Raw genomic sequence first — 17,172 nt, 5'->3', positions numbered from 1 at the left:
CCCCCGTCGTCGCCGGCCGGAGCCGACCGTAGTGAGGCCGCACTCCCGCGGACAGGGACCATCGACCGTGCCGTCTGGGGCTCAGCGCTCCAGCAGGGCGAAGGTGGCGACGGCGTGCGCGAGCGCCTCGCCGTCCTGCTCGACGTCGGCCTCGCAGACGGTGAGGTGCTTCCCGCGGGTGCGGACCCGGCCGGTCACGACGAGCGCGCCCGGCCTGCCCGGCCGCAGGTAGGTGACGGTGAGCTGACTGGTCGCCGGCACCTCGCCGTCCCCGGTGGTGGTGCGCACCGCCTGGCCCATCGCGGTGTCGACCAGCGTCGCCACCACACCGCCGTGCAGCGTGCCCGCGGGGTTCAGGTGCTCGTCGCGCACCTCGAAGGCGATCTGCGCGCCGCCGTCGTCGGCGTCCTCGACTCGCGCGCCGATCCGTCCTGCGAAGCCCTCGGGGATCGTCTGCTCGCTCATGCCGTCGCGCTACCCGCCCACGGTGCCGCCGACGCACCGGCGGGGCTCGTGCCGCGGCCGCCGGGGCCCAGGGCGTGTGCGACGGACCTCCGGCCTCGGTGGCGCCGCCCGGGCGGCGCTCCGCTGCGGTCACGGGGGTGCGGAGCAACCACCTGTCCGGCGCCTCCGTCGGCATGGGTCCGTCGACATGGGTCCGTCGGGCACGCCCTAGCATCGGGGCCGTCCCGCCGGCGCAGCCGGCGTCGTCGGGAGGAGCTGGCGTGAGCGCACCGCAGCAGGTCCTGGACCGCTGGGTCGACGGGGAGCGGCTGTTCGGCACCGCGCTGGGCCGGCTGACCGACGAGGAGCTCGACGGCCCCTCGCTGCTGCCCGGCTGGGACCGCCGGCACGTGGTCGCCCACGTCGCCCGCAACGCCGACGCGGTGGGCAACCTGCTGACCTGGGCGCGCACCGGGACCGAGACGCGGATGTACCCCTCGCGCGAGGCGCGCGACGCCGGCATCGAGGAGACCGCGGCGCTCGACGCGCAGCGGCTGCGCGCCGAGCTGCTCGCCGCCACCGCCCGCTTCGCCGACGCCGTCCGCGGGCTGCCGGAGCAGGCCTGGTCGGCGACGGTGCGCACCATGCAGGACCGCGAGGTGCCGGCGACGGAGGTGCCGTGGATGCGCTGCGTCGAGGTGGTCGTGCACGCCGTCGACCTCGACGCCGGCGTGGGCTTCGCCGACGTCGACGAGGAGGTGCAGGCGGCGATCTGCGAGGAGGTGCTCGCCTCCTGGGCCCGGCGCGGCGAGACGCCCGACATCGTCCTCTTCGCCGGCGACCGGGAGTGGGGCAGCGGTGCGGTCGCGGTCTCCGGGCCGCTGCCGGCGGTCACCGGCTGGCTGACCGGGCGCAACCGCGGGGAGGAGCTCGCCGCGGACGGCGACCTGCCGGACCTGCCCCGCTGGCTCTGAGGAAATCCCGCCGCCCGTGTCGAACCCGGGCGTCCCCGTTCGACGTGGGGGTGGGGGACGGTGCACCGCCGGCCGACCGGGCCGCGACCGATCCCACCCGAGGAAGGACCCGAGATGCGCTTCATGGTGATCGTCAAGGCCAACCAGGACAGCGAGAACGGCGCCATGCCGACCGAGCAGGAGCTCGCCGAGATGGGGGCCTACAACGAGGAGCTGGTGAAGGCCGGCGTGATGCTGGCCGGTGAGGGCCTGCACCCGAGCTCCCGGGGGTTCCGCGTGCACTACGACGCCGACCGGAACACCACCGTGGTCGACGGCCCGTTCACCGAGACCAAGGAGCTGATCGCCGGCTACTGGATCCTGCAGGTGAGCTCGCGCGAGGAGGTCGAGCAGTGGGTGCGGCGGGCGCCGTTCCGCGAGGGCGAGGTCGAGGTGCGGCAGGTCTTCGAGGCCGACGACTTCGGCGACGCGATGACCCCGGAGCTGCGCGAGCAGGAGGACCGGATGCGGGCGACCGTCGAGCAGCAGCACGGCTCGTGACCACGGGCGAGGGGCGGCGGTGAGCGACGGGACGGCGGCGCACCGGGTCGTCGAGGCCGTCTGGCGGATCGAGTCCGCCAAGCTCGTCGCCGCCCTCGCCCGGGTCACCGGGGACGTCGGCCTGGCCGAGGAGCTGGCCCAGGACGCGCTGGTCGCGGCGCTGGAGCGGTGGCCGCAGACCGGCGTCCCCGACAGACCGGCCGCCTGGCTGATGGCCACCGCCAAGCACCGGGCGGTCGACGTGTTCCGGCGTGCCGAGCGGCTGGAGCGCAAGACCGCGCTGCTGGGCCGGGAACTGGCCGAGGCGGAGGAACCGGACTGGGCCGCCGCACTGGACGAGGTGGTCGAGGACGACCTGCTGCGCCTGGTCTTCACCGCCTGCCACCCGGTGCTCTCCCGTGAGGCCCGGGTGGCGCTCACCCTGCGGCTGCTCGGCGGGCTGACCACCGCCGAGATCGCCCGGGCGTTCCTCGTCCCCGAGTCGACCGTCGCGCAGCGCGTCGTCCGCGCCAAGCGCACCCTCGCCGCAGCGGGGGTGCCCTTCGAGCTGCCCACCGCCGCGGACCTGCCGGCCCGGCTCGCCTCGGTGCTCGAGGTCGTCTACCTGGTCTTCAACGAGGGCTACGCGGCGACGGCGGGCCGCGACTGGACCCGGCCGGAACTGTGCTCCGAGGCGCTCCGGCTGGGCCGCATCCTCGCCGGCCTGACACCGGGGGAGGCCGAGGTGCACGGCTTGGTGGCGCTGATGGAGCTGCAGGCCTCCCGCATGCGGGCCCGCACCGGCCCGGACGGCGAGCCGGTGCTGCTGCTGGACCAGGACCGCGGCCGCTGGGACCACGTCCTCGTCGGCCGCGGCCTGGCCGCGCTGGAGCGGGCCGAACGGACCGGCGCCGGGCTGGGGCCGTACGGGCTGCAGGCGGCGATCGCGGCCTGCCACGCCCGCGCCCGGACGGCGGAGGAGACCGACTGGGCACGCATCGCGGCTCTCTACGAGGCGCTGGCCGAGCTGTCGCCGTCCCCGGTGGTCGAGCTGAACCGGGCGGTCGCGGTCTCCCGCGCCTACGGCCCGGCCGCCGGCCTGGCGCTCGTCGACGCGCTGACCGGCGTCCCGGCGCTGCGCGGCTACCACCTGCTCCCGGCCGCCCGCGGCGACCTGCTGCTGCAACTGGGCCGGACGGCGGAGGCGCGGGCGGAGTTCGAGCAGGCGGCCGGTCTCACCCGCAACGAGCGCGAGCGCGCCCTGCTGCTCGACCGCGCCGCGGCCTGCCCGTCCGGGTGAGGACCGGCTCGTGACGAGCCGCCACGTCGTCGTGCGCCGAGCGTGGTCTCGGCCCGGCGGGGGACCGCATCCGGCGCACGATCCCCAGGGCGCTCCTCGGGCCCCGGTCGTAACTGAACCTCGCTGTCTCGTACAGTGCGGTGCATCCGGCGTCACGGGGGCGCCGGGCGTCCTTCCCGATCCCGGGTCCCGGCGGTTGCGCTCCGCACCGGCGCGGGTACCGGCACGGGGCCTCCCGCCCCCAGCCCCCGGAGTGGCCCGTGGATCCGAACGAACCGCCCGTGCCCGAACTGCAGACCATGCCGCTGGGCCTGTACGACGTGGTCCAGTACGCGATCCTCGGCGCCGGCTTCGCGCTGCTCGCCTACTTCCTGTACTCGCTGACCAGCCGGGACGAGATCTCCGCCCGCTACCGCCCCTCGTCGTACGCGGCCCTCTGCCTGGCCGCGGTGGCGACGGTGGCCTACCTGCTGCTCTACCTCGACTGGGACAGCGGCTTCCGGCTCGAGGACGGCGTGTACGTGCCGAACGAGGAGGCGCGGACGACGGAGAGCACGCGCTACATCGACTGGTCGGTCACCGTGCCGCTGCTGACCGTCGAGCTGCTGGCCGTCTGCTCGATCGCCGGCGCCGCCGCCCGCCGGCTGCGCTCCAGCACCATGGCTGCGGCCTTCCTGATGATCGCCACCGGTTACCTGGGGGCGCAGGTGCTCGACCAGGGCCGGGACCGGACCGCCCTGGTCGTGTGGGGCCTGATCAGCACCGCGTTCTTCGTCTACCTCTACGTCGCGCTCATCGGTGCGGTGCGCCGGTCGCTGCCGACGATGGGGACCGAGGCGGCGACCAGCCTGCGGAACGCGACGATCGTGCTGCTCAGCAGCTTCGGCGTCTACCCGCTGGTCTACGCCGTGCCGGTCTTCGCCGACGTCACCCCCGCGTGGTTCACCGCCATGCAGGTCGGCTACTCCGCGGCCGACGTCGTGGCCAAGGTCGGCTTCGGCGTCCTGGTGCACAAGGTCGCCAAGCTGCGCACCGCCGAGGACGTCGCGGCCGGGGTCGACACGCACCCCGAACCGGTGTGGTCGAGCAACGTGCACAAGAGCGACGGCGTGCTGCCCGAGCTCGGGCGGGTCGCCCCGGCGGTGGTCGACCGGTTCGGCGCCTCCCCGGGGCGTGAGGTCCGCTACCGGTCCGACGCTGCTCCGGCCGCGACCGGTCGCCGCCGCGAGGACACCTGAGCAAGGACCCCGTCCTCCTCACTGCCGGCGAGCTCGCGGCGCGCCTCCGGACGGGGCCGCGGTGGGGCCGGTCGCTCAGGGCAGCCGGGCGAGCAGCGCCCGGGCGAAGGCCTCGGCGGCCGGGTCGACCGGCCCGCTCGCCCCCGTGGCCCGCAGCCAGCCGGCCAGGGGCGCGGCCAGGGCGGGGGAGAGCGCCGCGATCCACGCGCCGGTCCCCGCCCGCGCCTCGGCCACGTGCGCGGTACCGCCGTCGGCCGCGTGCGCGACCACCTCGGGTCGGGAGGCCAGCAGCCCGCCGGTCCGCCAGTCGCCGGGAGTCGTCCGGGCGGCGAGCGCCTCCAGCCGGTCGGCCGCCGTCCGCAGCAGGAGAAGGACCCCGTCCTCCTCACCGCTCGCAGGCTCGCGGCGAGCCTCTGGACGGGGCCGCCACGGTGAGGCAGGCGGGTCCCCGGCCCTCGGCTCGCGGCGCATCGGGACGTGCGGGATGCCGTCCTCCACGTAGCCCGCACCGCTGCGCACGAAGCCGAACCGCGCGTACCAGCCCTCCAGGTGGGCCTGTGCGCCGAGTGTGATCGGAACGCCGTCGCACAGCACGATCCCGGCCTCGATCAGCCGCGCCGCCAGCCCCTCGCCGCGGTGCGCGGCCGCGGTCGCCACCCGGCCGATGGCGCGGGTGGCGCCGTCGTCGAGGATGCGGATGGTGGCCGCGATGCCGCCGTCGTCGTCCTCGAACCACAGGTGCACAGTGGCCGGCTCGACGTCCCGGCCGTCCAGCTCCGGGTACGGGCACTGCTGCTCGACCACGAAGACGTCGAGCCGCAGCCGGCACAGCCCGTAGACCTCGGCGCCGGTCAGCTCGGCGAAGCGGGCCGTGCGCATGCGGAGCGGTGCAGCGGTCATGCGGGAGTTGTAGCCGATCGGGCGGGACCGCCTGCCGTGGACCCGTGGTACACCTACGGGTGAGGTGTGCCTAACCTGTCCTCCGGACGACGCCGCCCTGCGGGCGGCCCTGCCGGGCACGGGGTCCGGCGATCCGTCGGCGAGGAGGCCCACGTGCTCGGAGGAACCAGGCTCGGGCGGAGCACCGCTGCCGCGCTGACCGCCCTGGTGGCGGCCGGGGCGCTGGCCGGCTGCGGCGGGGACGACGCGGAGGCCGCGGAGACGCTGACGGTCTACAGCGCCCAGCACGAGAGCCTGGTCCGCACGATGCTCGAGGGCTTCACGGAGGAGACCGGCATCGCGCTGGAGTTCCGCGACGCCAACGACGCCGAGCTCGCCAACCAGATCGTGCAGGAGGGCGAGGCCAGCCCGGCCGACGTCTTCCTCACCGAGAACAGCCCGTCGATCGACGTCCTCGACCGCGAGGGCCTGCTCGCCCCGCTGGACCAGGCGACGCTGGACCAGGTCGGCGAGCAGTACCGGCCCTCCTCGGGCAACTGGACCGGCTTCGCCGCCCGCTCGACCGTGCTGGTCTACAACCCCGCGCAGCTGCCGCAGGACCAGCTGCCGGCGTCGATCCTCGACCTGGCGGACCCCGGGTGGGAGGGCCGGATCGGCATCGCCTCGGGCGGCGCGGACTTCCAGGCCATCGTCGCCGGCGTGCTGGCGCTGCGCGGCGAGGAGACCACCCGGGCCTGGCTGGAGGGGCTCGAGCGCAACGCCGACGTCTACCCCAGCAACTCCGCGGTGATGGTCGCCGCCGACGAGGGCGAGATCGACGCCGGCGTCATGTACCACTACTACTGGTACCGCGACCAGGCCGAGAACGCGCTGAAGGGCGACGACGCGGACCTGCACTTCTTCCGCAACGGCGACCCGGGCGCCTTCCTCAGCGTCTCAGGCGCCGGGGTCCTGGCGTCGTCCGACCAGCCCGAGCAGGCCCAGCGGCTGGTCGCCTGGCTGACCGCACCGGAGGCGCAGCAGCGGCTGTCCGAGAGCACGGCGCTCGAGTACGCCGTCGGCAACGGCGTCCCCTCCGCCGAGGTGCTGCCGCCGCTCGAGGAGCTGCAGGCGCCGGAGGTCGACCCGGGCTCGCTCGACCAGCAGCGGGTCACCGAGCTGATGCAGGACGTGGGGCTGCTCTGAGCGCTCCCGCGTCGCCGGTCGCCGTGCCCGGGACGACGGCCCGGCCGGCCGTCGCGGGCCGGTTGCGCACGCGGTCCCCCCTCACCCTGCTGCTCGCCGCGGCGGTCGCGCTGCTCGCGCTGGTGCCGTTGACCTTCGTCGTCGCGGGGATGGCCGAGGTCGGCTGGGCGGGCCTCCGGGAGCTGGTGTTCCGCCCGCGGGTGGCCGAGCTGCTGGGCAACACCGCGCGGCTGGTCATCGGCACGGTGCTGCTGTGCGCCGTCCTCGGGGTGGGCGCGGCCTGGCTGGTGGAGCGCTCGGCGCTGCCGGGACGGCGGTTCTGGCACGTGCTGCTGGTCGCGCCGCTGGCCGTGCCGGCGTTCGTCAACAGCTACGCCTGGATCTCGCTGCTGCCCGGGCTGGACACCTACGGCGGCGCGCTGCTGGTCGTGACGCTGTCCTACTTCCCCTTCGTCTACCTGCCGGCGGTCGCCGCCTTCCGCGGCCTGGACCCGGCGCTGGAGGACACCGCCCGCGGCCTGGGCCTCCCCGGCTGGGCGGTGTTCCGGCGGGTGCAGCTGCCGCAGCTGCGGGTGGCGGTGCTCGGCGGCAGCCTGCTCGTCGCACTGCACGTGCTGGCCGAGTTCGGCGCGCTGCAGATGCTGCGCTACCCCACGTTCACCACCGCCATCTACGACCAGTACCGCGCCACCTTCAACGGGCCGGGCGCGACCGCGCTGGCCGGCGTCCTGCTGCTGCTGTGCCTGGGCCTGCTGCTGGCCGAGCTCCGGTTGCGCGGCCGGCGCGGCTACGCCCGCACCGGGGCGGGGGTGGCGCGCGCCGGGCGGCCGGTCCGGCTCGGTGTCCTCGCCGCCCCCGCGCTGCTGGCCCTGGGCGGGCTGGTCGCGCTGTCGCTGGCCGTGCCGCTGGGCAGCCTGGCGCTGTGGATGGTCCGCGGCTCGTCGACCGCCCTGGACCCCGCGGCCCTGGCCACCACCACGGGGACGACGCTCGGGCTGGCCGCGGTCGCCGCCGTCGCCACCACCGCGATGGCGCTGCCCACCGGGTGGCTCGCCGTCCGCGCCCGGGGCCGGGTGGCCACGCTGCTGGAGCGCAGCACCTACCTGGGCAGCTCGGTGCCGGCGATCGTCATCGCGCTCGCGCTGGTGACGGTCTCCCTCGAGGTGACGCCGTGGGCCTACCAGACGGTGCCGGTGCTGCTGGCCGCCTACGCGATCCTGTTCCTGCCCCGCGCGATCGTCACCGTGCGTGCCGCCGTCGAGCAGGCGCCGCCGCTCTACGACGACGTCGCCGCCTCGCTGGGCTCCTCGGCGGCCGACCGGCTGCGGCGGGTCACCCTGCCGCTGCTCGCGCCCGGCCTCGGTGCCGGTGCAGCGCTGGTGTTCCTGGCCGTGGTCACCGAGCTGACCGCCACCCTGCTGCTCGCACCGATCGGCACCACGACGCTGGCATCGGCCTTCTGGTCGGCCAGCAGCGCGCTGGAGTACGGCGCGGCCGCCCCCTACGCGGTGGTGATGGTGCTGCTCTCCGCGCCGGCCACCGTGCTGCTCTCCCGCGACGCCCGGCGGGGGCTGACGACGTGAGCCCCCGCCCCCCGACCCGACGAGGACCCCTGCCATGAGCTCCCTGACGGTCACCGGCGTGACCAAGTCCTACGGGACGACGCCCGTGCTCACCGGCGTGGACCTGGACGTGCCCGAGGGCAGCTTCACCGCGCTGCTCGGGCCTTCCGGCTGCGGCAAGACGACGCTGCTGCGGCTGGTCGCCGGCTTCGACGACCCCGACCGCGGCACCGTCGAGGTGGGCGGCCGCACGGTGGCCGGCGCGGGCCGCAGCGTGCCCGCGCGGCGCCGGCACATCGGCTTCGTGCCGCAGGAGGGCGGGCTGTTCCCGCACCTGTCGGTCGCCGGCAACGTCACCTTCGGCCTGCCCCGCCGGCAGCGCCGCGACGCCGGCCGGGTGGCGTCGCTGCTGGAGCTCGTCGGCCTGGACGCCGCCCTCGCCGGGCGCTCGCCCCACCAGCTCTCCGGCGGCCAGCAGCAGCGTGTCGCGCTGGCCCGCGCGCTCGCGCCGGCGCCGTCCCTGGTGCTGCTCGACGAGCCGTTCTCCTCGTTGGACGCCTCGCTGCGGGAGGAGACCCGGCAGGCGGTCGCCGACGCGCTGACCGCGGCCGGCGCGACCGCCGTGCTGGTCACCCACGACCAGGCCGAGGCGCTGTCGATGGCCGATCAGGTGGCCGTGCTGCGCGGCGGCAGGCTGGTGCAGCTGGCCGATCCGCGCACCCTCTACCGCAGCCCGCAGGACCTCGACGTGGCGACCTTCGTGGGGGAGTCGGTGGTGCTCGACGCCGACGTCCGGGCCGGTCGTGCGCACTCGGCCCTCGGCGTCCTCGAGCTCGAGCGGACCTGCCCCGACGGGCCGGTGCGGGTGCTGCTGCGCCCGGAGCAGCTGCGGCTCGGGCCGGCCGGGGGTGCCGGGCCGCGCGCCCGCGTGCGCGGCGTCGACTTCTTCGGCCACGACGCGCGGGTGCGCCTCGAGCTGTCCTCCGGGGTGGCGTTCAGTGCCCGGCTGGAGGGCTGGGACCTGCCGGCGGCGGGGGACGACGTGACGGTCGGCGTCCTCGGCGCGGCGCTGCCGTTCCCCGGGGACGACGTCGCGCGTGTGCCGGCCTGAGTGTTCGCTGTGGGTTAGGTGTGCCTAAGCTCACCTGCGTGGACCTCTTCCTCTTCACGGTGGACCCCCGCTGGGGCGCCGACGTGGTCGCCGCGGGCGGCGCCGGGATCGTCGTGGACTGGGAGCGCCGCGGGAAGCACCGCCGTCAGCTCGGCGAGGGCACCCAGATCAACGGCGACACCCCCGCCGACCTCAGCCGCATGCGGGCGGCCACCGACGGTCGGCTGATCTGCCGCATCAACGGCTTCGGCCCGTGGACGGCCGCCGAGGTGGACGACGCCGTCGCGCGCGGCGCCGACGAGCTGCTGCTGCCGATGGTGCGCACCGCCGCGGAGGTCGACCGCACCCTCGACCTGGTCGCCGGTCGCTGCGGGCTCGGCATCCTGGTCGAGACGGAGGACGGCGTGGCGCGGGCGGCGCAGCTGGCCCGCCGTCCGCTGTCGCGGGTCTACGTCGGACTCAACGACCTGCGCATCGACCGCGGCGCGGACCAGCTGTTCACACCGCTGGTCGACGGCACGGTGGACGCCGTCCGGTCCGTGGTGCCCGGCGCGTTCGGCGTCGGCGGGCTGACCCTGCCCGAGGGCGGCGCGCCGGTGCCGGCCTGGTTGCTCGCCGCTGAGCTGGTCCGGCTGGGCACGGACTTCACCTTCCTGCGGCGCTCGTTCACCGCCGACATGGCCGGGCGCGACCCGTTCGTCGAGGTGCCGCGGCTGCTCGCCGTCCTGACGGGGCTGGCGACGGCCACCGCCGCCGAGGTGGCCGAGCGCCGGGCCGCCTTCGTCGCCGCGGTGACCGGGGTGCCGGCGGCGCAGCCGGCGTGAGGGCACTGGTCACCGGTGCCGGCGGCTTCGTCGGCCGGCACCTGGTCGCGCGGCTGCGCGGCGACGGCTGGGACGTCGTCCCCCTGACGCGTGCGTCGGTCGACCTCGCGTCCCGGGACGCGGGTGCGGCTGCCGTGCGGGCGGCCGACCCGGACGTCGTCTTCTCGCTGGCGGCCGCGCGGCGGAAGGCGACGCCTGCGGAGCGGGCGGCGACCGTCGCGGTCAACACCAGCCCGTGGCTGGTGGACGCGCTGCCCGACCGGTGCCGGGCGGTGGTGCGGCTGGGGTCCTCCACCGAGTACGCCGCCGCGCCGGTGCCGCTGACCGAGGACGCCGCGCTGCACCCGCGCGGCTTCTTCGGCGCCACCAAGGCGGCCGGCTCGCTGCTGCTGCAGGCCGCCGCGGCCGAGCGCGGGGTGCGGTCGGTCGTGTTGCGGGCGTTCCAGGTGTACGGGCCCGGCGACCACCCGACCCGGCTCGTGCCGGTCGTGCTGGAGGCCGCGCGCACCGGCGCCGTCGTCCCGCTGCCGGCGCGGGTGAGCCGGCGGGACTGGGTGTGGGTCGGCGACGTCGTGGACGCGTGCGTGCGGGCCGCGCTCGCCGACGACCTGCCGCCGGGTCAGGTGCTCAACATCGGCACCGGCGTGCAGACCTCGACCGAGGAGCTGGTGTCGGTGGCGTCGCGGGTGACCGGCCGGCCGATCGCCGTCGCGGCGGGCGCGCACCCGGGCCGCGACTGGGACACCGACTGCTGGGTCAGCGACCCGTCGCTGGCGGGGGACCTGATGGGCTGGCGGGCCTCCGTCGACCTGCCCGAGGGTCTGGCCCGCACCTGGGCCGCGCTGTCGTGACGCGCGTCGCCGTCGTCGTGCCGGTGTACCGGAACGCGGCGACGCTCGCGCCGCTGGTCGAGCGGCTGGGTGCGGCGCTGGGCGACCGGGACTGGCGGCTGCGGCTCGTGGTCGACGCCTGCCCGGCCGGCAGTGCGGACGTCGCCCTGCGCCTCGCTGCCGAGCACCCGCAGGTCGCCGTCACCGGGCTGGTCGTGAACGGCGGGCAGCACGCCGCGCTGCGGCAGGGCCTCGCCGACGAGCCGGACGCCGACGTGTGGGTGTGCATGGACGCCGACCTGCAGGACCCACCGGAGGCCGTGCCGCTGCTGCTCGACCGGCTGGCCGTGGGGGACGTCGAGGCGGTCTTCGCCGGCCGGCGCGGAGCGTACGAGTCGCGAGTGCGGCGGGCGACCGGTGCGCTGCACCGCCGGGTGGCCGCGCGGCTGACCGGTCTGCCGCCGGACGCCGGCGCGTTCCTCGCCCTCGGGCAGCGGGTGCGTGCGGCGGTGCTGGCCGCGGGCACACCGAGCGTGGTGCTCGCCGTGGGCGTGGCCCGCCTCCCGGTGACCAGCGTGCCCGTGGTGCGGCACCCGCGGCCGGAGGGGCGGTCGGCGTGGACGGCGCGGGCGCGGTTGACCCAGTCGGTGCGCTCGCTCACCTGGGCGCTGCGCCGGCGGTAGAGCCGGCCTCGTGCGTCGCCGACGGTCTTCCCGGTGGCGGCGGCCTGCTGGTCCGGTGCCGCGCCGGACTACCGCGCGGTGGTCGCCATCCGTGCGGAGCGGCGGGAGCGGGCCAGGGCCAGCCCACCGACGACCATGCCGGTCAACCCGAGAGCCAGGGCCACGACGGCCCCGGCCAGCCCGTTGCCGGTGCCGAGACCACCGGCGGAGTCGGCCGCGTGCAGCCCCCCGACGACCGCGCTGACCAACCCCGTGACCAGGGCCACGACGGCTCCGGCCAGCCCGTTGCCGGTGCCGACACGACCGCGGCGGGCCAGAGCGAGCCCCCCGACGACCACGCTGATCAGTCCGGCGACCGCGGCCACGGTGGGCACGAGTCGTCCGGAGCCGATGTCGAGACCACCGGCGGCGACGGAGGCGTGCGCGGCCGCCGGTGCGGCGAGCACGTGCAGAACGGACATCGAGGATCCCTTCGGTCGGATGACGGGTGCCAGGGGCGTGTGCACCGGCGCGGGTTCCGGGTCGTCGTCGACCCGTGGGTCGGGCCGGCTCCCGTCGTCGGACGGACGCGGACGATCGTCCCGTCCGGGAACCGGGGCGTCCTCCGTCGGCGGGCGGCAGCGGGTGCGCAGTTCGACGTGGTCGGCACGCGCCGGACCGCGCCGCTCGACGTAGGAGGCCGCGCAGCCGGGAGGAGTTCCGTCCCCGGCCCGCATCCCTATGCTCCCGGCATGCGGGACCGCGTCGGGTTGGTCCGCCTGCCTGCCTGGGCGCAGGACCTGCTGTTGGCGCTCTTCATCACCGGGATGCAGGTCCAGGGCACCGTCACCCGCACCTCCGGGGACTCCGGATCGGTGCTGCGTCCCCTGGCCGACCTCGGGCATCTGGGATACGTCCTGCTGATCGTCGGCGGCGCGGTCGTGGCCCTGCGCCGCCGCTGGCCCGTTCCGGTGTTCGTCACGACCGCGCTCGCCAGCCTGGCCTACTACGCCCTCGACTTCCCGGACGGGCCCGGATGGCTCGGGCTGTTCGTGGCCCTCTACACGCTCACCGCCCTCGGCGACGGACGCCGTTCGCTGATCACGGCCGGGACGGGGATCGCGGTCCTGGCCACGTGCTGGCTGGTCGCTGCCGCCGACGTCGAACCACCGGCCGCCATCGGCTGGGTCTTCTTCCGGATCGGCGCCTCGGTCATGAGTGCCGCGCTCGGCGAGAGCGTCCGCTCGAGGAGGTTCATCGCGACCGAAGCGCTGGAGCGCGCGGAGCTGGCGGAACGGACCCGCGAGCAGGAAGCCCGCGCCCGGGTCGACCAGGAACGGCTCAGGATCGCGCGCGAGGTCCATGACACCGTCGCGCACGCGATCGCCGTCATCAACGTCCAGGCCGGCGTCACCGCACACGTGCTCGACAGGCGACCGGAGCGAGCACGCGAGGCCCTGGCGGCCATCGAGCAGACCAGCTCCCGGGCACTGCAGGAGATGCGGGCCGTCCTCGGGGTGCTCCGCGGCACCGACGACGGTCGCGTCCCGCACCCCGGACTCGGGCAGATCGGCGAGCTCGCCACCGAGGCGCGCGGAGCCGGGCTCAGCATCCACCTGGAGGAGACCTCACCACCTCCGCCGGTCCCCAGCGCTGTGGGCAGCGCCGTGTACCGGATCCTGCAGGAGGCGATCACCAACGTGATCCGCCACGTCGGACCGACGCGGGTCACGGTCGCACTGGACTACGGCGCCGACGCCGTGGAGGTCCGGGTGACGGACGAGGGCCCGCGAGGGACTCCGGCCACTGGTGCCGCCGCCCCCGCCACGGGCGGGGACCGAGCGGGAGACGGGCCCGCCCACCCGGACGAGCCGGGCCGCGGGATCCTCGGGATGCGCGAGCGCTGTCAGCTCCTGGGCGGAGATCTCGACGCCGGCCCGCTGTCGGGCGGGGGTTTCGCGATCACCGCCCGGCTGCCCCTGGCCCCGACCGGAACCGGGAACGTGTGAACGCCACGACGGGCGCGCCGGGCGACGACGCTCCGATCACGGTGCTGCTGGTCGACGACGAGCAGCTGGTGCGGTCCGGCTTCAGGCTCCTGCTCGATCTCGAGGACGGCATCACGGTGGTGGGGGAAGCCGCCGACGGCGCCGAAGCCGTGGAGCAGGTCCGCGCCACGCGGCCGGACGTCGTCCTCATGGACATCCGCATGCCGAGGATGGACGGCATCGAGGCCACCAGACGGATCGCTGCCGGGAACGGCTCCCACCGAGTTCGCGTCCTCATCCTGACCACCTACGACACCGATGCCCACGTCTTCGAGGGCCTGCAGGCCGGCGCCAGCGGGTTCCTGCTCAAGGACGCCGGCCCGGCCGAGCTCCTGCACGGCATCCGCGTGGTCGCCGCCGGAGACGCTCTGCTCGCTCCGCGCATCACGCGCCGCCTCATCGCCCAGTTCACCGCACGACGGACAGCCGACGAGGCCGCCGAACGCCGGCTCGCAGTCCTCACCGAACGGGAGCGTGAGGTCCTGGCACTCGTGGGTCGGGGCATGAGCAATGCCGAGATCGGCGCCGCGCTCTTCCTCAGCCCGGCCACCGCCCGCACCCACGTCAGCCATGCCATGGGAAAACTCGGTGCCCGGGACCGCGCCCAACTGGTCGTCATCGCCTACCAGACGGGACTCATCACCCCGTAGCGACGGAACGGGCCGGGAGGAGCGGGGGCATCAGTGACCGGCCCACTCCCGGTGCGGGCCGTGGTGGACGGCCGCGTAGACCTGGTCCCGCAGCTCGTTGGCGCGCTGGTCGGTCAAGGTCCCCGACAGTGGGCGCAGCACCAGCCGCAGCAGCACGTTGACCTGGTCCTCGCGCAGCCCGAGCCGCCGGCGAGCGGCCTCGGGGAGGTCGGCGTAGGCGGTGCGGGTCAGGACGGTCACCGACTCGAGGTCCTCGGCCGCCGGGCCGAGAGCGGCGCGGACCGCGTCCCCGAGCAGCTCGGCATCGACCGGGGCGTCGGCGACGATGGACAGGTCCCGGCGCACGGGTGGCTGCGACGACACCGGCCGCCACGGTCGCAGGTCGAGCAGCTGTGCGGCGATGCGCGGATCGGTCGAGCGCAGCACCCGGATGTCCTCGATGCCCTTGCGCACCATGAGCGCCCGGTCGAGGCCCATGCCCAGCGCCAGGCCGCTGTAGCGGTCGGGGTCGAGACCGGCGCCGGTGAGGACGTGCTCGGCGGCCAGGCCGCACTCGGCCAGTTCCACCCAGCCGGAGGCGGTGCGCACGTCCACCTGCAGACCGTGCGTGGTGTAGGGGTGGTGGGCGGGAGAGGTGCGCCAGCGCGCCCGGGGCAGGACGGCACCGACCACCAGCGCGACCATCTGCTCGAGGTCGTCGGTGCTCAGCCGCCGGCCGGTGCACCGGGTGGCGGTGATGCGCCACAGGTCCACCTGGTGGGGCGTGCCCACGTGCAGCCGGTCGATGCTGTCCCGGCGGTGGCACAGGCCGGGCAGGGCCAGCAGCACGTCGACCTCGGGGTCGGCGGCGAGCGCGCGCAGTGCGGGCGGGACGCCGGCGCTGGTGTGGCTGCGCAGCACCACCGTCTCGGCGGCGTAGCGGGTGTAGCGGGCGTCCCGGGTGACGTCGGCGACCGCGTAGCCGAGGCGGTCGTAGTTGTCCTCGACGCTCACCAGCGGCCGCCGCCGCTGCACGTCGAGGGCGCAGTGCCAGGCGCTGGTCAGGGCGGCGAGCACCTCGTCGAGGAGCACCTGCATCGCGTGCGGACCGCCGGCGGGGTCGGACAGGTCGCGCAGCTCGAGCGCGACCTCGAGCTCGTGCGGAGACAGCAGGGGAGTCACGGAAGCCCCCTTCGGGGTCGTCGGTGCGGGTGGGGTCACCCCCAGCCGACGGCTCCGTGAACGGGCTACCGGCAGACCTCGGCGCCCCCACGGCTGCTCGGCAGCCGGGGGCGGGGAAAGGAGGTCCGGTACATCGGCACGGACCGACGGTAGCGCTCGCCGAGCAAGACGTCCCCTGAGTTCCCGCGCCCCCGCAGCGCCGGCCACCGCCGGCCCACCGAGCGGGTCTCAGCGCTCCCAGAGCTGGACGAGCAGGTCCGTCTTCGAGGCCTCGAACGCGTACTCGTCGACCACCCGCAGCCCCGCGTGGAGCAGGATCCCGTCGTCGTCGGTGGGGACCACCTCGCCGCGGATCACCCGGCGGACCAGCCACACCCGGTCCGCAGCGGAAGGGGCGTCGTCCGGCGGCAGGACGACGTCGGGCCGCAGGTGGGGCGCCGCCGTCCGCACGTAGTGGTCCAGGCCGGTCGCCGAGCGCTGGTCCGCGGCGACGATCGGCTCGCCGGCACGGTGCCGCTCCGCCAGCAGCGCCACCACGTCGTCCGCCCGCTCCCGCGGCTCGCGCTCGGCCAGCGGCGACGACGCGACCAGCGAGCACACCACCAGCAGCCCGGCGACCGGCACCCGGGCGGCCCGCGGCAGCGTCAGGGCCCCCACCGCCGCCAGCACGCCGAGCCCCAGCAACCCCGCCAGCAGGTAGCGCGGCAGGTACACCGGCCGCAGCTGCTCGGCCAGCTGCAGCAGCCCCAGCGGCACGAGCACCCAGCAGACCCCGACCACCCGCGCCCCGGCGCCCCGCAACCCGCCCAGCACGGCCAGCCCCACGGTCAGGAACAGCAGTGGCCGCAGCCCGCCGGCCCACGCCTCGACGGCGAGGTCGGCCAGCGCCCCCTCGGTGTCGCGCAGGTGCTCGGCGTTGCGCGCGCCGGTCCCGTTGAGCAGGTTCACCCCGACCAGCCCGACGACGGGCAGCACCGCCGCGGCACCGGTGAGCACCACCGGCCACGCCCGCAGCCCGCGCAGCAGCAGCGCCGCGACGACGAACGCCGCCAGCACGGTAGCCGCGTACCAGTGCGCCAGCCCCATCCCCGCGCCGGCCAGCCCGAACAGCAGCAGTCCCCGCGGCGACCCCTGCAGCCAGCGCACCAGCCCCAGCAGCGCCCCGCCGGTCGCCAGCACCGCCAGCCCGTACGGGCGCGCCTCCACCGCCTGCTCGAGCAGCAGCGGGCCGGCCGCCAGCACGACCCCGGCCAGCACCCCGGCCGCCCGCGTGGTCAGCCGGACCACCGCCCGCGTGATCGACGCCAGTCCGCCCGCGGTCGCCAGCAGCGACAGCACCCGCAGGGAGGTGTCCCCGCCGATCCCCGGCAGCGACACCCACGTGTGCACCACGAAGTAGTACGGCGCGTTGTACGACGGCGGGACGTCGGCCAGGTAGCTCGTCGTCCCGCGTCCCTCGACGATCGCGGCGAGGATCTCGCCGTACGACCGGCGCCCGACCTCGGCGGTGAACAGCTCGTCGAACCACAGCCCGTGCCCCGGCAGGAGCAGCACCGTGCCGAGCAGGACGACGGTCAGCGGCGGCAGCATCTCGAGCACCGACCAGCGGTCGGACGACGACGGCGTGCGGACCTGGTGCGGCGGTGCGGACACCCGTTCCGCCGTCGTGCTCACGCGAGCAGGTTAGGCGACCCTTCCCGCGCGGGTGCTGCGCTTCTATGAGCACGAGGACCCCGACGCCATCACCGACGCCATCTGCCGGGC

Annotated in this window: 17 protein-coding genes; 12 read left to right on the top strand and 5 right to left on the bottom strand. The window is 75.8% G+C overall.

Features of this window, described 5'->3' with window-relative positions:
- Nucleotides 1–81: 81 nt before the first annotated feature.
- Nucleotides 82–465, bottom strand: coding sequence for a PaaI family thioesterase (locus ACWIX3_RS21415; protein WP_448609366.1), 384 nt, complete (start codon nucleotides 463–465; stop codon nucleotides 82–84).
- A 260-nt stretch (nucleotides 466–725) separates the two neighbouring features.
- Here ACWIX3_RS21415 and ACWIX3_RS21410 point away from each other — a divergent pair, with 260 nt between their 5' ends.
- The 4 genes from ACWIX3_RS21410 to ACWIX3_RS21395 all read left to right on the top strand — a co-directional run bounded on the left by ACWIX3_RS21410 (nucleotide 726) and on the right by ACWIX3_RS21395 (nucleotide 4,475).
- Nucleotides 726–1,418 (top strand): maleylpyruvate isomerase family mycothiol-dependent enzyme, encoded by a 693-nt coding sequence (locus ACWIX3_RS21410; protein ID WP_448609365.1) that lies wholly within the window; start codon nucleotides 726–728, stop codon nucleotides 1,416–1,418.
- A gap of 114 nt (nucleotides 1,419–1,532) precedes the next feature.
- Nucleotides 1,533–1,958: a YciI family protein gene (locus ACWIX3_RS21405; RefSeq protein WP_448609364.1), complete on the top strand. Its 426-nt coding sequence runs from the start codon at nucleotides 1,533–1,535 to the stop codon at nucleotides 1,956–1,958.
- 19 nt (nucleotides 1,959–1,977) lie between these two features.
- A complete protein-coding gene (locus ACWIX3_RS21400) occupies nucleotides 1,978–3,237 on the top strand; it encodes an RNA polymerase sigma factor (RefSeq protein ID WP_448609363.1) in 1,260 nt (419 codons plus the stop codon).
- A gap of 260 nt (nucleotides 3,238–3,497) precedes the next feature.
- Nucleotides 3,498–4,475, top strand: coding sequence for a bacteriorhodopsin (locus ACWIX3_RS21395; RefSeq protein WP_448609362.1), 978 nt, complete (start codon nucleotides 3,498–3,500; stop codon nucleotides 4,473–4,475).
- A 75-nt stretch (nucleotides 4,476–4,550) separates the two neighbouring features.
- On the opposite strand, the gene ACWIX3_RS21390 is transcribed toward ACWIX3_RS21395, so the two are convergent.
- On the bottom strand, nucleotides 4,551–5,375 hold the full coding sequence (locus tag ACWIX3_RS21390; RefSeq protein WP_448609361.1) for a GNAT family N-acetyltransferase: 825 nt from the start codon (nucleotides 5,373–5,375) through the stop codon (nucleotides 4,551–4,553).
- 153 nt (nucleotides 5,376–5,528) lie between these two features.
- Between ACWIX3_RS21390 and ACWIX3_RS21385 the strand changes: the two genes are divergently transcribed.
- Genes ACWIX3_RS21385 through ACWIX3_RS21360 form a run of 6 tightly spaced genes read left to right on the top strand, consistent with a single transcriptional unit; the run spans nucleotide 5,529 to nucleotide 11,570 of the window.
- On the top strand, nucleotides 5,529–6,560 hold the full coding sequence (locus ACWIX3_RS21385) for an iron ABC transporter substrate-binding protein (RefSeq protein WP_448609360.1): 1,032 nt from the start codon (nucleotides 5,529–5,531) through the stop codon (nucleotides 6,558–6,560).
- A gap of 23 nt (nucleotides 6,561–6,583) precedes the next feature.
- Nucleotides 6,584–8,143, top strand: a complete 1,560-nt coding sequence (locus tag ACWIX3_RS21380; RefSeq protein ID WP_448609359.1) for an ABC transporter permease — start codon at nucleotides 6,584–6,586, stop codon at nucleotides 8,141–8,143.
- Between the two features lie 34 nt (nucleotides 8,144–8,177).
- On the top strand, nucleotides 8,178–9,233 hold the full coding sequence (locus ACWIX3_RS21375) for an ABC transporter ATP-binding protein (protein WP_448609358.1): 1,056 nt from the start codon (nucleotides 8,178–8,180) through the stop codon (nucleotides 9,231–9,233).
- A gap of 38 nt (nucleotides 9,234–9,271) precedes the next feature.
- Entirely contained in the window at nucleotides 9,272–10,057 is a 786-nt protein-coding gene (locus tag ACWIX3_RS21370) for an aldolase/citrate lyase family protein (RefSeq protein ID WP_448609357.1), read from the top strand.
- Entirely contained in the window at nucleotides 10,054–10,908 is an 855-nt protein-coding gene (locus ACWIX3_RS21365; RefSeq protein WP_448609356.1) for an NAD-dependent epimerase/dehydratase family protein, read from the top strand. The genes ACWIX3_RS21370 and ACWIX3_RS21365 overlap by 4 nt, the downstream gene beginning before the upstream one ends.
- Nucleotides 10,905–11,570: a glycosyltransferase gene (locus ACWIX3_RS21360; protein WP_448609355.1), complete on the top strand. Its 666-nt coding sequence runs from the start codon at nucleotides 10,905–10,907 to the stop codon at nucleotides 11,568–11,570. The genes ACWIX3_RS21365 and ACWIX3_RS21360 overlap by 4 nt, the downstream gene beginning before the upstream one ends.
- A gap of 68 nt (nucleotides 11,571–11,638) precedes the next feature.
- Here the strand turns inward: ACWIX3_RS21360 and ACWIX3_RS21355 are convergent, their stop codons facing one another.
- Nucleotides 11,639–12,031, bottom strand: coding sequence for a DUF6223 family protein (locus ACWIX3_RS21355; RefSeq protein WP_448609354.1), 393 nt, complete (start codon nucleotides 12,029–12,031; stop codon nucleotides 11,639–11,641).
- Nucleotides 12,032–12,301: 270 nt separating this feature from the next.
- Here ACWIX3_RS21355 and ACWIX3_RS21350 point away from each other — a divergent pair, with 270 nt between their 5' ends.
- Together ACWIX3_RS21350 and ACWIX3_RS21345 are read left to right on the top strand one after the other, a co-directional pair.
- The gene (locus ACWIX3_RS21350; protein WP_448609353.1) at nucleotides 12,302–13,558 is read left to right on the top strand and encodes a sensor histidine kinase; all 1,257 of its coding nucleotides are present in this window, start codon (nucleotides 12,302–12,304) and stop codon (nucleotides 13,556–13,558) included.
- The gene (locus ACWIX3_RS21345; RefSeq protein WP_448609352.1) at nucleotides 13,555–14,247 is read left to right on the top strand and encodes a response regulator transcription factor; all 693 of its coding nucleotides are present in this window, start codon (nucleotides 13,555–13,557) and stop codon (nucleotides 14,245–14,247) included. Before ACWIX3_RS21350 ends, ACWIX3_RS21345 begins: the two co-directional genes overlap by 4 nt.
- Before the next feature lie 30 nt (nucleotides 14,248–14,277).
- Here the strand turns inward: ACWIX3_RS21345 and srmL are convergent, their stop codons facing one another.
- Both srmL and ACWIX3_RS21335 read right to left on the bottom strand, forming a co-directional pair.
- A complete protein-coding gene (srmL, locus tag ACWIX3_RS21340; RefSeq protein ID WP_448609351.1) occupies nucleotides 14,278–15,408 on the bottom strand; it encodes a PheS-related mystery ligase SrmL in 1,131 nt (376 codons plus the stop codon).
- Nucleotides 15,409–15,636: 228 nt separating this feature from the next.
- A complete protein-coding gene (locus ACWIX3_RS21335; protein WP_448609350.1) occupies nucleotides 15,637–17,082 on the bottom strand; it encodes a hypothetical protein in 1,446 nt (481 codons plus the stop codon).
- Nucleotides 17,083–17,172 lie beyond the last annotated feature (90 nt).

The organism is Geodermatophilus sp. URMC 60 (assembly GCF_053502585.1).
The sequence above is the reverse complement of the archived record's forward strand: the minus strand, read 5'-3'. Positions and strand labels throughout refer to the sequence as shown.

Coding starts and splice junctions, on each gene's coding strand:
- ACWIX3_RS21415 (WP_448609366.1), bottom strand. CDS start 465: ATGAGCGAGCAGACGATCCCCGAGGGCTTCGCAGGACGGATCGGCGCG.
- ACWIX3_RS21405 (WP_448609364.1), top strand. CDS start 1,533: ATGCGCTTCATGGTGATCGTCAAGGCCAACCAGGACAGCGAGAACGGC.
- ACWIX3_RS21390 (WP_448609361.1), bottom strand. CDS start 5,375: ATGACCGCTGCACCGCTCCGCATGCGCACGGCCCGCTTCGCCGAGCTG.
- ACWIX3_RS21375 (WP_448609358.1), top strand. CDS start 8,178: ATGAGCTCCCTGACGGTCACCGGCGTGACCAAGTCCTACGGGACGACG.
- ACWIX3_RS21355 (WP_448609354.1), bottom strand. CDS start 12,031: ATGTCCGTTCTGCACGTGCTCGCCGCACCGGCGGCCGCGCACGCCTCC.
- ACWIX3_RS21350 (WP_448609353.1), top strand. CDS start 12,302: ATGCGGGACCGCGTCGGGTTGGTCCGCCTGCCTGCCTGGGCGCAGGAC.